The 13229-nt window shown below is 73.1% G+C and carries 9 protein-coding genes; 1 reads left to right on the top strand and 8 read right to left on the bottom strand.

Going from position 1 to position 13229, the window contains the following annotated elements:
* Window positions 1-4: 4 nt before the first annotated feature.
* Genes hisH through hisD form a run of 4 tightly spaced genes read right to left on the bottom strand, consistent with a single transcriptional unit; the run spans window position 5 to window position 3790 of the window.
* Window positions 5-673 carry an imidazole glycerol phosphate synthase subunit HisH gene (gene hisH / locus AC1VM9_RS19275; protein ID WP_481341089.1) on the bottom strand — a complete coding sequence of 223 codons (669 nt, stop codon included), beginning with the start codon at window positions 671-673 and terminating at the stop codon, window positions 5-7.
* Window positions 670-1269, bottom strand: coding sequence for an imidazoleglycerol-phosphate dehydratase HisB (hisB, locus tag AC1VM9_RS19280; RefSeq protein ID WP_481344545.1), 600 nt, complete (start codon window positions 1267-1269; stop codon window positions 670-672). The genes hisH and hisB overlap by 4 nt, the downstream gene beginning before the upstream one ends.
* A complete protein-coding gene (locus AC1VM9_RS19285; protein ID WP_481344544.1) occupies window positions 1266-2441 on the bottom strand; it encodes a histidinol-phosphate transaminase in 1176 nt (391 codons plus the stop codon). Before AC1VM9_RS19285 ends, hisB begins: the two co-directional genes overlap by 4 nt.
* Complete coding sequence (gene hisD / locus AC1VM9_RS19290; protein WP_481344543.1) at window positions 2438-3790, bottom strand: histidinol dehydrogenase; 1353 nt, start codon at window positions 3788-3790, stop codon at window positions 2438-2440. Before hisD ends, AC1VM9_RS19285 begins: the two co-directional genes overlap by 4 nt.
* A 285-nt stretch (window positions 3791-4075) precedes the next feature.
* On the opposite strand from hisD, the gene AC1VM9_RS19295 reads away from it, so the two are divergent.
* The gene (locus AC1VM9_RS19295; protein ID WP_481344542.1) at window positions 4076-5332 is read left to right on the top strand and encodes an endonuclease; all 1257 of its coding nucleotides are present in this window, start codon (window positions 4076-4078) and stop codon (window positions 5330-5332) included.
* A gap of 34 nt (window positions 5333-5366) precedes the next feature.
* Here the strand turns inward: AC1VM9_RS19295 and AC1VM9_RS19300 are convergent, their stop codons facing one another.
* From AC1VM9_RS19300 to AC1VM9_RS19315, 4 genes are all read right to left on the bottom strand, one after another.
* Window positions 5367-7475, bottom strand: coding sequence for a S9 family peptidase (locus AC1VM9_RS19300; protein ID WP_481344541.1), 2109 nt, complete (start codon window positions 7473-7475; stop codon window positions 5367-5369).
* Window positions 7476-7576: 101 nt separating this feature from the next.
* Window positions 7577-10996 (bottom strand): ExeM/NucH family extracellular endonuclease, encoded by a 3420-nt coding sequence (locus AC1VM9_RS19305; protein ID WP_481344540.1) that lies wholly within the window; start codon window positions 10994-10996, stop codon window positions 7577-7579.
* A gap of 126 nt (window positions 10997-11122) precedes the next feature.
* A complete protein-coding gene (locus AC1VM9_RS19310; protein WP_481344539.1) occupies window positions 11123-12064 on the bottom strand; it encodes a pseudouridine synthase in 942 nt (313 codons plus the stop codon).
* Window positions 12065-13222 carry a winged helix DNA-binding domain-containing protein gene (locus AC1VM9_RS19315; RefSeq protein ID WP_481344538.1) on the bottom strand — a complete coding sequence of 386 codons (1158 nt, stop codon included), beginning with the start codon at window positions 13220-13222 and terminating at the stop codon, window positions 12065-12067.
* Window positions 13223-13229 lie beyond the last annotated feature (7 nt).

The following is a 13229-nucleotide window of genomic DNA, read 5'->3' on the forward strand; positions in this document are numbered from 1 at the left end:
TCGGTCACAGGCTGCGGACCCAGTTCTCCAGCAGGTGGGCCCCGGCGTCTCCGGACTTCTCCGGGTGGAACTGGGTCGCGCAGAGCGGTCCGTTCTCGACCGCCGCGACGAACCGCGCCCCGTGCTCCGCCCACGTCACGTGCGGGGCCACCCGCTCGAAGGCCCCGGTGGCCTCGAGCGTCCAGCGCTGCACCGCGTAGGAGTGCACGAAGTAGAACCGTTCGTGCTCGACGCCGGCGAACAGGCGCGACCCGGCGGCGGCGTCGACCTCGGACCAGCCCATGTGCGGCACGACGTCGGCCGGGAGCCGCTCGACGGTGCCGGGCCACTCCCCCAGACCCTCCAGGGGTGCGGCGGACGGCTCGGTCGAGCCGTCGAACAGGACCTGCATGCCGACGCAGACGCCGAGCACGGGTCGGCCGCCGCTGATGCGCCGGCCGATGACCCGGGGTCCGTGCGCGGCCGCGAGTCCGGCCATGCACGCGTGGAAGTTGCCGACGCCGGGGACGAACAGGCCGTCGGCCTCCAGGGCGGCGACCGGGTCGGCCGTCAGGGTGACGCTGGCGCCGACGCGTTCGAGGGCGCGCACCGCCGAGCGGACGTTGCCGCTTCCGTAGTCGAGGACGACGACGTCGCGACGGGTGCTCCCGACGCCCGGGGCGCCGGCCGTCACAGGGCTCCCTTGGCGCTCGGGATGCCGACGACGCGGGGGTCGCGGGCCACGGCGGCGCGCAGGGCGCGGGCCACGGCCTTGAACTGCGCCTCGACGATGTGGTGCGGGTCGCGGCCGGCGAGGACGCGCACGTGGAGGCACAGGCCGGCGTTGTAGGCGAAGGACTCGAGGACGTGGCGCGTCATCGACCCGGTGAAGTGGCCGCCGATGAGCGCGTACTGCTGGCCCTCCGGCTCGCCCTCGTGGACGACGTAGGGCCGTCCCGCGACATCCACGACCGCCTGCGCGAGCGCCTCGTCGAGCGGAACCGTGGCGTCGCCGAAGCGCGAGATGCCGGACTTGTCGCCGAGGGCCTCGCGCAGTGCCTGACCGAGGACGATGGCGGTGTCCTCGACGGTGTGGTGCACGTCGACCTCGACGTCGCCGGTCGCCTTGACGGTGAGGTCGATGAGCGAGTGCTTGGCCAGCGAGGCGAGCATGTGGTCGTAGAACGGCACGCCCGTCGAGACCTCGGCGACGCCGGTCCCGTCGAGGTCGAGGGTGAGCTCGACGGAGGACTCGGAGGTGGAGCGGGAGATCGTCGCGGTGCGGTTCATGCGGGCGGCTCCTGGCTGGTCTGGCTGGTCTGGCCGGTCACGCCGGTCTGGCTGCTCAGGTGGGTGGGGGCGAGGCGGGCGAACGCGTCGAGGAAGGCCGTCGTCTCGTCGGGGTCACCCGCCGTGACGCGCAGGTGGTGGGCGATGCCGACGTCGCGCACGAGGACACCGGCGTCGAGCAGGGCCTGCCACGTGGCCTTCTCGTCGGCCAGGCCGCCGAAGAGGACGAAGTTGCTGTCGCTGGCCACCGGCGTGGCGCCGAGCTCGGCGAGGCGCTCGACGATGCGGTCGCGCTGGTGCTTGATGACCTCGACGGTGCCGAGCATGACGTCGGCGTGCTCGAGGGCGACGCGGGCGATCGTCTGCGTCGGGGTCGAGAGGTGGTAGGGCAGTCGCACGAGCCGCAGCGCGTCGACGACCTCCGGGGCGGCGACGAGGTAGCCCAGGCGTCCGCCGGCGAAGGCGAACGCCTTGCTCATCGTGCGGGTCACCACCAGGCGCGGGTGCCCGGCGAGCAGCGTCAGGGCCGATCGGGTTCCGGGGCGGGCGAACTCGGCGTACGCCTCGTCGACGACGACGATCGCGTCCGGGGCGGCGTCGAGCACCGCACCGATGACCTCGAACGGCAGCGCGGTGCCGGTCGGGTTGTTCGGCGAGCAGAGGAAGACGACCGACGGGCGGTGCTGCCGGGCCTGCTCGGCGGCCGACTCGGGCGTGAGGTCGAAGGTGCCGGTGCCGCGCAGGCCGTCGACCCAGGTGGTGCCGAGGGTCTCGCTGATGATCGGATGCATGGAGTAGCTGGGCGTGAACCCCAGCGCCACCCGGCCCGGGCCGCCGAAGGCCTGCACCACGTGCGAGAGCACCTCGTTGGAGCCGTTGCCGGCCCACACCTGCTCGGGGGTGACGGTGACCCCCGACTGCTTCTCGAGGTAGGCGGTCAGCGCCTTGCGCAGCTCGGTGAAGTCGCGGTCCGGGTAGCGGTTGAGGTCGCGGACGTCGGCAGCGAGCGCGGCGACGATGGCCTCGACGACGGGCTCGGGCACCGGGTAGGAGTTCTCGTTCGTGTTGAGCCGGACGGGCACGTCGAGCTGTGGCGCACCGTACGCGGTGCGCCCGCGCAGGTCTGGGCGCAGCAGACGCGCGACCTCGTCGCCTCCGGTTGCCGCGGTCACCGGGGCACCTCGTCGCCGAAGCGCGCGGTGACGGCCTCGCCGTGCGCCGGCAGGTCCTCGGCCTGGGCGAGCGTGACGACGTGACGTGCGACGTCGCGCAGGGCCGCCTCGTCGTAGTCGACGACGTGGATGCCGCGCAGGAACGACTGCACCGACAGCCCACTGCTGTGGCAGGCGCAGCCCGCGGTCGGCAGCACGTGGTTGGACCCGGCCGCATAGTCGCCGAGGCTCACCGGCGCGTACGGGCCGACGAAGACGGCACCGGCGTTGCGCACCCGGGCCGCGACGTCGGCGGCGTCGCGGGTCTGGATCTCGAGGTGCTCGGCGGCGTAGGCGTTGACGACCTCGAGCCCCGCGTCGACGTCGTCGACGAGGACGATGCGCGACTGCGTGCCCTCGAGCGCCTCCCTGACGCGTTCCGCGTGCTTGGTCGCCGGCACCCGGCGCGCGAGCGCGGCGCGGGTCGCCTCGGCGAGCTCCTCGCTGTCGGTGACGAGCACGGAGGCCGCGAGCGGGTCGTGCTCGGCCTGGCTGACGAGGTCCGCGGCGACGTGCTCGGGGTCGGCGGAGTCGTCGGCCAGCACGGCGATCTCGGTGGGACCGGCCTCTGCGTCGATGCCGATGAGCCCCTTGAGGAGGCGCTTGGCGGCGACGACCCAGATGTTGCCGGGGCCGGTGACCATCGACACGGGCTCGCACGTGACGGTGTCGCCCTCGGGCGTCTCGTCGGTGAAGCCGTGGGCGAACATCGCGACGGCCTGCGCCCCACCGACCGCGTAGACCTCCTCCACGCCGAGCAACGCGCAGGTGGCGAGGATCGTCGGGTTGGGGTAGCCGGCGAACTCGCCGGTGTTCTCGCGCTGCGGCGGCGAGGCGACGGCGAGCGAGCTGACGCCGGCCAGCTGCGCGGGCACGACGTTCATGACGACGCTGCTCGGGTAGACGGCGAGGCCACCGGGCACGTAGAGGCCGACGCGGTCGACCGGGACCCAGCGCTCGGTGACGGTGCCGCCGGGCACGACACGCGTCGTGGTGTCGGTGCGGCGCTGGTCGGCGTGCACGAGGCGGGCCCGCCGGACGGCCTCCTCGAGCGCTGCGCGCAGGTCCGGCTCGAGGTGTTCCAGCGCCGCCTGCAGGACGGCCACCGGCACCCGCAGGTGGGTGGGGCGGACGCCGTCGAACCGCTCCCCCAGGTCGCGCAGCGCCGCGGCGCCCCGATGCTCGACGTCCTCACAGATCGGCCGCACCTGCTCGAGGGCCGCCGTGACGTCGAACTCGGCTCGGGGAAGGGCACCGCGCAGGAAGCGCACGTCGAGCGTGCGTCCGCGCAGGTCGAGGGTGGACATCATGGGTCACCAGTCTAGGAGGCGCCTGCCGGTGCCCCCGCAGCGTCTCAGGGTGCGGGTCGCAGCCGCCGCTGCGCCCGTCCTGGCTGTCCAATCCTGAACCACCGCTGGCCAACGCCAGACCCCCGCCAGACCCCAGCGCGCCCCGGCCTCCGCCACGCTCGGAGCGTCCCGGCCGGGCGCCCACGACCTCCTGGTCGCTGTTCCTCCGAGTCGTCCACGCGAGCGTCCGGCCGGGCCCGCGACCCACCCCGTCAGCGACTCTCGCTCCCACACCCAGGAGAACCCGTGCCCATCGTTCTTCGCCGGCGCCGGATCGGCGCCGCCGTGCTCGGCCTCGCCGTCGGCATCGTCCCGGCATCCATCGCGCTCACGGCCGCCTCGAGCGCGTCCGGCGCTCCCGCGTCGGGGACGCCGCGCGTCGCGCACGCACCCGCACCGGCCGGGCTGGCCGCCGCCGCACCGCTCACCGTCTCGCAGGCCGTCGGGGCCCAGGACGGGCGCTCGGCGACCGTGCGCGGCTACGTCGTCGGCCAGCCGACCGCGACGAGCACCGTCGTGCGGTCCGGCTTCCCCAACGACTACGCGCTGGCCATCGCCGACACCGCCTCGGAGACCGGCACGACCCGGATGCTCTACGTGCAGATCCCGTCGGCGTTCCGCCCCCAGTGGGGCCTGCGCAGCAACCCCTCGCTCATGGGCCGCCAGGTCGACGTCACCGGCTCGCTGTCGGCGTACTTCTCCCATCCCGGCATGACGGGAACCACGGCCTTCGCCTTCAGCGGGTCGCCGACGACCACGGTCCCGACGACGAGCACGACCCCGGCTCCGACCGGCACGACGAGTCCGTACGACTCGACCTACTACGCGTCGGCGGTCGGCAAGACGGGCTCCGCGTTGCACACCGAGCTGCACCGGATCATCTCCAGCGGCGTCACGACGCTGAGCTACGACCAGGTCTGGACGGCGCTCAAGGACACCGACCAGGACCCGAACAACCCCGACAACGTCATCGAGGTCTACTCGGGTCGCTCGATCGCCAAGTCCGACAACGGCGGCGGCGTCGACCAGTGGAACCGTGAGCACGTCTGGGCCAAGAGCCACGGCGACTTCGGCACGGTCAACGGGCCCGGCACGGACGTGCACCACCTGCGCCCCGAGGACGTCACGGTCAACAGCACCCGCGGCAACCTCGACTTCGACAACGGCGGGTCGGCGGTGGCCCAGTGCACCGGCTGCCTCAGCGACGGTGACTCGTTCCAGCCGCGCGACGCCGTCAAGGGCGACGTGGCCCGGATGATCTTCTACATGGCGGTGCGCTGGGACGGCGGGGACGGCTTCGCCGACCTCGAGCCGAACGACCTCGTCGGCAACGGCACCGCGCCCGCGATCGGCCGGCTGTCGGTGCTGCGGCAGTGGAACCTGCAGGACCCGCCCGACGCCTTCGAGAAGCGCCGCAACGAGGTCATCTTCGACACGTGGCAGCACAACCGGAACCCGTTCGTCGACCACCCGGAGTGGGTCACGGCGATCTGGGGGCAGTGACCGGCGCCGGACCGCGAGGACCGGCGACGCGCTCTCACGTCGTCTGGTCGATGAGGACGGCCGTCTCCCAGGCCCACTGCCGCCAGGTGTCGTAGCGGCCGGAGCGCCCACCGTGGCCGGCCACCATCTCGGTGCGGAAGAGCACCTGGGGTGGCTCTGCGCCCGCCGGCAGCTGCGCGTCGGCGTGGCGGATGGCGGCCACCCACTTGGCCGGCTCCGTGACGTAGACGCGGGTGTCGTTGAGGCTCGTCGTGACGAGCAGGCTCGGGTGTGCCCCCGGGCGCACGTTCTCGTACGGCGTGTAGCCCTTCATGAGCGCGTAGGCGGCCGGGTCCTCGAGCGGGTTGCCCCACTCCTCCCACTCGACGACGGTCAGCGGCAGGCTCGGGTCGAGCACCGTGGTCAGCGCGTCGACGAACGGCACCTGCGCGTGGACGAACCGGAACCGCCCGGGAGCCTGGTTGACGACGGCGCCCATGAGCAGGCCACCTGCCGAACCGCCTTCTGCGGCAAGGCGGTCGGGCGCGACGATCCCGGACTCGACGAGGTGGTCCGCACAGGCGACGAAGTCGGTGAACGTGTTCGGCTTGGCCTCGAGCTTGCCGTCGTCGTACCAGGACCGTCCCATCTCCGAACCGCCGCGCACGTGCGCGACGGCGAAGACCCAGCCACGGTCGAGCAGGGACAGCCGCAGCACCGAGAACCACGGGTCGCTCGGGATGCCGTAGGCGCCGTAGGCGTGCAGCAGCCCGGGCGCGCTGCCGTCGGCCGCGACGTCGTCGCGGTGCACGACCGAGATCGGTACGCGAGTGCCGTCGGGGGCGGTCGCCCACTCGCGGCGCTGGCGGTAGCGCGTCAGGTCGACGTCGCCGCGCACGTGCTGCCGCTTGAGCAGCGTGAACCGCCGCGTGCGCACGTCGTAGTCCTCGATCGTGCGCGGGGTGACGAGCGACTCGTGGACGACCTGGAGGGTCGGCGTGGCCGACTCGGGGTTGGCTCCGACGACGAGCGTGCCGATCGGCTCGCCGACCGCGATGTCGTGGGCCTCGCCCAGGCCGTTCGGGGCCTCGGGGTCTCGGAGGACGATCCGCACGGCGGTGCCCCCCTCGCGTCGCAGCGACACTGCGAGGAAGTCGTCGAAACCCTCTGCGCCCGTGACGTACTCGTCCTCGGTCGTCAGGTCGAGAGGCACCCACTCGTCGGCCGAGGCGCAGGTGACCGGCGCGACCGCCAGCTCGAAGTTGACGCGGCGGGCGTTGTGCACGACGAGCAGCTGCTCACCCCACGGCTCGACGTCGTACTCGACGCCCTGTCGTCGCTCGGCGACGACGCGCGGCGGGTCGAGCGGGCTCGCGGCGTCGAGGAGCCGGAACTCGCTCGTGGTCTTGGAGGAGATCGCGATGACGACCCACCGGTCGTCCCGCGAGGCACCGACGCCGATGTAGAAGTGCTCGTCGGTCTCCTCGTGCACGAGGACGTCTGCAGCGGCGTCGGTGCCGACCTCGTGGCGCCACACCTGGTGCGGGCGCCACGCGTCGTCGACGCGCGTGTAGAAGAGGTAGCGGCCGTCGAGCGACCACGCCAGCGAGCCGCCGGTGTCGCGGACCGCCTCGTCGAGCAGCTCGCCGTCCTCGATGCGGCGCACCCGGACGTCGTAGCGCTCGTCGCCGGCGAGGTCGACGGCCCACGCCAGCACGTCGCCGGCCGGCGAGACCTCGCTGGCGCCGACGCCGTAGAACTCGTGGCCACGCGCCTCGGCGTTGCCGTCGAGGAGCACCTGCTCTCCCGCGGGCGGCCTGCCCTCGGCGAGGGCCGGCCGCTGCGGGTGGTCGGCCACGGTGACCCGCGCGTCGACGGCATACTGCTCGCCCTCGATGGTGCGCGAGTAGTACCACCAGCGGTCGTGGCGCACGGGCACCGACAGGTCGGTCTCCTCGATGCGGGAGCGGAACTCCTCGAAGACCTGGTCGGCGAGGGGCCGAAGGTGCTCGGTCCGGGCGATCGCGTACGCGTTCTCGGCCGCGAGGAGCTCACGCAGCTCGGAGCCGTCGCGGTCGGCCATCCACGCGTACGGGTCCTCGAAGGTGTCGCCGTGGTGGACGCGGGACACCGGGTCGCGACGGGCGACGGGAGGACGCTGCATTCCGCGCAGTCTACGGACCGGCCTGCGCGAGCGCCCCGGAGCCGTGGGCTCCGGGGCGCTCGCGTCGGTGCGCGAGGGGTCAGCCCTCGCGGGTCAGGGGCTCAGTGGAGCGTGATCTGCCCCTGGACGGGCCGGGTGCCGCCGTCGTAGACGAGCGCACCGGAGGCATCGCGGACGACGACGCGGAGCGTGTCGGTCGCTGCGTCGGTGGCCGTCACCTCGAGGCGGTAGCCGGGGACGCCGCCGACGGTGGCCGGACCGGCGAGACGGGCGGTGTCACCGGTGACGACGAGCCAGTCGAGGCGCGTCGAGGCGAGCGTCAACCCCGGCGTCGCCAGGGTGAAGGAGCCGTCGGGACGGCTCGCGCCGGCCGCGTACTGCGCCGACAGCTGGAACTGCGCCTTGCCCGTGGCCGACGGGTCGCCGGTGACGGCGCCCTGCGGCGAGACGAACCAGCCTCCGCCCGTGAGGAACCCGGCCGCGCGGTCGTAGACGATGACGGTCGTCGTGCCGCTGTCGCCGTGTCCCCACTCGTCGCGGACGGTGACCGTGACGGTGTAGATCCCGGCTGCGGTGTACGCGTGGTCACCGGAGACGGTGCCGCCGCTGACCGTGCCGGACGTCGTCGAGCCGTCACCCCACGCGACGGTGGCCGTGTGGGTGTCGAGCGCGTCGGCATCGGTGAACGAGGCCGTGACAGCCGCCGTGGCACCGACCGACGTGGCACCCGACGGGCCCGTCACGGACGTCACGACCGGGGCCGCGTTGGTCAGGTCGAGACCGACGACCACCGGGTCGTGGTCGGAGATGCGGAACTGGTCGGGGCTGTAGAGGCTCGCGACCTGGCTCGCCGACTTGAACTCGGTGTTGTAGTCGAGCACCGACGGCTCGTCGGCGTTGACGTGCCAGTCGGCGACGCCGGTCACCTGGCGCGACAGGGACGCCGAGCCGAGCGCGTGGTCGAGGTAGCCCCACTGGCCGTCGAACACGTACGAGTACGCCTCGGCGCCGTTGCGGGCCGCGATGAGGTTGGTGAACCCCTTCGACTCGAACATCGCGATCGGGTCCTCCTTGGCGTAGGAGTTCATGTCGCCGAGGAGCAGCACGTCGTCGTCACCGGTTCGGGTCGGGTCGGTGGCGAGCCAGTCGGACAGCAGCTGGGCCGCCTTGGTGCGCACCGCGGCACAGTTGCCCTGGCCGTCGCCCGTGTCGGGGCTGTCGCACGCGGAGCCCTTCGACTTCAGGTGGTTCGCGACGGCGACGAAGACGCCACCGGTGGTGTTGTCGCGGAACGCCTGCGCGAGCGAGGGACGGTTGCGCGGCGCGCTGTCACCGCCGGTGACGAACTCGTCGCTGTTGAGCGCCGCCGTCGTGCCGACCGGCGTCACCGCGGCCGGCTTGTAGAGCATGCCCACCTTGATGGCGTCGGTGCCGAGGGCGTCGACCTGGCCGGTGCGGGCGTCGGCGTCGACGAACGCCCACGTGCCGGCGCCGTCCTTCTCGTTGAGCCGGTCGACGAGGAAGCGCTCGGCGCTGTCGGTGCCGTAGCCGTCGTTCTCCATCTCCATGAACGCGACGACGTCGGCGCCGGTGCCGCTCACGGCGGCGACGGTCTTGTGCCACTGGCGGTCGAACTCCGTGGCGGTGTTGGCCCCGCGGCAGTCCATGACCGCTCCCTGCAGTCCACCGCGACAGTTGTTGCCCGTCGTGTCGAGGGTGTTGAAGAAGTTGAGCAGGTTCATGCCGACGACGCGGACATGGCCGTCGACGGCCGGGACCGACTCGGGACGGAGGTTGACCGCCTCGAAGCGGGCCGAGCCACCCATCGCGCCGAGCGGACGGATCCGGTAGGCGTTCGGGCTCGCGGCGGTGCCGCCCCACGTGTAGCTGAGCACGCCCGTCAGCCCGGTCACCGTGTCGCCGCCGCGCAGCGTGTTGGCCGCCGAGAGCGGCTGGTCGCCACGCGCGAAGACGATGGGGTCGGGGTTCTGGACCTGGCTCGCGTCGTCGAGGACGATCTTGCGCAGGTTGTTCGAGGCCTGCAGCGCCGCCGCGTCGGCGCCGGGCGCGACGACGTTGGTCGGCTGGGCCAGGCGCCCGTCCGCCGAGAGCGTCACCTGGCCGAAGCGTCCGAGCTGGAAGTGCTCGGTGACGCTCATCGGCTGGGGGACGCGCACGAGCATGCCCTCGTAGCGCTCGAGGGCGGTGTCGCTCGACACCGGGAACGAGACGTCGGTCGGCGCCACCGTCTGGTTGCTCGCACAGACGGTGACGGTGCCGACGCTGATCTGCGACTGTCCCTGGTTCTCGCTCGCCGTGCCGGTGACGGTGACGAGGTCACCGAGCTTGACGGCGTTGGCATTGCTGCCCTCGAAGACGAAGATGCCGTCGGAGGTGGCGGGGTCGTGGTCACCGGCGGGGTCCTGGAGGAAGAAGCCGCGCAGGTTCGGCGAGGCACCCTCGTAGTCGCCGACGACGACGCCGCGGGTCGTCACCGTGCCGGTGCGGGCGACGGTCGCGCCGCTGCCCTGGATGACGGGGATCGGCGTGGTCTGCGCCTCGCACGGGTTGGCCGCAGCCGTCGTGAAGCGGACGACCGTGTCTGCGGGCATCGCGTCCGGCGGGTCGACCGTGTCGGCGTCGGACACCGCCGAGGCCCTGACCGTCAGGGTGCACGAGTCGCCGGTCGGGAGCGCCTCGGTGGGCGTCACCGTGTACGCGGTGGGGCCGCCGGAGGCGATGACGGTGCGGTCGCCGCCCGAGGTGCAGGCCAGGGCGAACGCGCCCTCCCCGAGGGCCACCGGTTCGGAGAAGGTCACCGACAGCGGGGCCGTCGGGGCGATGCCCGATGCGCCGTCGGCCGGGGTCGAGGTCGTGACGGTCGGTGCGGCGTCGGGCGCCGGGCCGCTGTCGATGGAGTGTGCGCCCAGGCCGTCGACGGTGTCGACGGCGTAGCCGTCCCACTGGACCGACGGGTCGAAGGCGTCGGTGCCGTCGGGGTCGCCGACAAGGACGGCGGCCTTGCGGCGCAGTGTGTTGTCCATCGTGGACGTCAGGCCGGAACCCCACTCGTTCGTAGGACGGAAGCCGACCTGGCCGAGGACGTCGAGCACCGTGCTGCCCTTGCGCAGCACGACGGCGTCGTCACCGTTCCAGCTGGCGTTCCCGGTCGTCTGGTCTGCTGCCGCGAGGATCGCGGCGTTGGCCGAGGTGTTGGCCAGCACGAAGACGTCGCCGCCCGCGACCGTGCCGGACAGGTTGGTCGTCGACGTGGCCGCGGTGGCGCCGTTGGCGAAGACCTGGACGTTGTAGTTGCCCGCGCCGAGGTCGACGGGGGCCCCGGTGCCGTTGTACAGCTCGAGGGCCTTGTTGTTGCTCGAGCCCTCGACGTACTCGCTGATGAAAAGCTCGGTCGGGGCCGCCGACGCGCTCGGCGCGACGACGAACGGAACGACACCGACGGCGAGGGCGGTGGCGGTGGCCCCCGCGACCCGACGCAGGGTCGGTCGTGATGACAGCATGTGAGTCCTCCCTGGAGACCGGCTCGTGCGCACGGTCGGGGTCACCCTAGACCGGGCAGGCCCCCGTGGCGCGTCGAGCGATGCGCCCGGTTCGTGACGGTTCGGCGGCGAGCGGGAGTCCCCGGCTCAGAGGACCGGCCAGGGTCCCGGCCACGCCTCGAGGCGGCGGCGCGTCACGAAGCGTCGGGGGCTGCCGTCGACCGGGTCGCGGAAGGCGAGGACCGCCGCGAGCAGCTGCAGCGGCGACGAGAAGTCCCCGTCGGCCACGTCGACCTCCACCGGGTAGAGCGGGTCGCCGACGATGGGGATGCCGAGACCCACCAGCTGGCAGCGCAGCTGGTGGGTGCGGCCGGTGCGCGGCACGAGGCGGTAGAGGCCGAGCCCGCCGGCGACGTCGAGCAGCTCGACATGCGTCTCGGCGTTCGGCGGGGCACCGGGCACCTCGCGGGCCTGGTGGGTGCCGTGCTCCTTGACGAGGTGGGTGCGCCGGACGAAGGGGGACCCGAGCTCGGGACGGAGCGGGGCCACGGCGAGGTACTCCTTGTGCGCCAGGGCCGCCGCGAAGACCTGCTGGTAGGGCCCGCGCCACCGCTGCTCGGTCGTGAGGAGCAGCACCCCGGCCGTGGGCCGGTCGAGCCGGTGCGCCGGGGTCAGCCGGTCGAGGCCGGTCTCGACGCGCGTGCGGGCCAACGCGCTCTGCACGACGTGCCGCCCACGCGGCATGGTGGAGACGAAGTGTGGCTTGTCGACGACGACGATGCGCTCGTCGCGGTGCAGCACCTCGATGTCGAACGGCACGGGAGGCTCCGTGGGCAGGTCGCGGTGGGTCCAGACGACCGAGCGCGGCACGAACGGGGCGTCGGGTGCGACGGCGGTCCCGGACGCGTCGACGACCTCACCGGCTGCGAGCTTGCGGTCGACCTCGGCGGCCGGCAGCCCGGGCGCGAGCCGCTCGACGAGGTGGTCACGCAGCGTTGCCCACGACCCGGACTGGGGCATCCGGATGCGCTGGGCGTCGACGCCGTGCCGGGGCGGCAGCGGTGCGGGCGGGATGCCTCCGCGTGCCACTCAGCGCTCCCCCGCCACGGCGTCCTGCGCCGCCTCGGGGTCGGTGACGAGCCGGAGCTCCACGTCGGCACCGAGGAAGCGGCCGTACCCGCCGGCCGCTCGTTCGAGCCCCCGACGGGTGGCCGTCGAGAGCGGACCGAAGGGGGTGACCTCGAGGAGGGTGGTTCGCCCGGTGGCGACCCGCCGCCACGTGCCGGCCACCTCGCCGTCGACGACCAGCGTCGGCTTGAACACCATGTTGCGACCGGGCACGACGCGCCGGAGGTGCTCGGGAGGCAGGCTGACGTCGCGGGACTTGTAGCCGAGGAGGAACTCGTCCCACTGCGGGAGAAGGTGGACGCCACCGTGCCCCAAGGGTGTCGAGGCGACGTCGACGGCACCGCACGCGTCGACGTGCGTCAGCCACACCTGGCCGTCGACCTCGTCGCGGACGAGGCGGTCCTCGACGAGAGCGAGCGCCTCACGCGTCAGGCCCAGCGGCTTGAGCAGCCAGCCGGCGAGGTCCTTCTCGATGACGGGCCCGTGGCCGCGCACGTAGCGCTCGGCCATCGTGGCCAGCCCCTCCTCGCGGGACGGCTTGCGGGAGTGCGGAACCCAGCTGTCGACGAGGACGAAGCTCGGCTGCCGGCCGATGACCGGTCCCTGGCAGAGCAGGCCCGTCATGCAGTGGTGCCCGACGAGGTGGTAGGCCCGCTGCTCGGTGGGGTCGAAGCCGTGCTCGACGAGGAGCGCGATGACGTCCGGACGGCTCATCGGCCCGGTCAGGTGCTCCTCGAAGAGCTGCCCGGCGCGGTCGACGTGCTCGTCGGTGATGCCGAGCTGCCGGTAGCGGGTGGCGAGCGCGGTGCCTAGGGGGGTCGCGAGCAGCCGGCACATCCACCGGGCGTCCTCGGCCGGCACCCAGTGGATCGTGCCGCGCATCGGCCACGTGCGCACGACCTCGCGCCGGTGCACCGCCTCCTCGACCTGCTCCAGCGTCAGGCCCGAGCGCACGCCGAGCGACCAGGCCCCGCTGCCGTAGTCCTGCGCCTGCAGCGCCCCCAGACGGCGGGTCACCTCGAGCGCGCTCACGGACGTCGACGCGTCGCCGAGCGTGGGGGCCAGGCCGAGCGCGGCGAGCCGGGCGCGACGCAGCCGGCGCCGGTCCGCGACCTTCACGCTGCCC

It is taken from the genome of Monashia sp. HAY1-11D, from assembly GCF_056868035.1.

Bases quoted from the DNA above. Each gene is read 5' to 3' on its own strand.
- hisD (WP_481344543.1), bottom strand. From the start codon at position 3,790: ATGATGTCCACCCTCGACCTGCGCGGACGCACGCTCGACGTGCGCTTC.
- AC1VM9_RS19305 (WP_481344540.1), bottom strand. From the start codon at position 10,996: ATGCTGTCATCACGACCGACCCTGCGTCGGGTCGCGGGGGCCACCGCC.
- AC1VM9_RS19300 (WP_481344541.1), bottom strand. From the start codon at position 7,475: ATGCAGCGTCCTCCCGTCGCCCGTCGCGACCCGGTGTCCCGCGTCCAC.
- hisB (WP_481344545.1), bottom strand. From the start codon at position 1,269: ATGAACCGCACCGCGACGATCTCCCGCTCCACCTCCGAGTCCTCCGTC.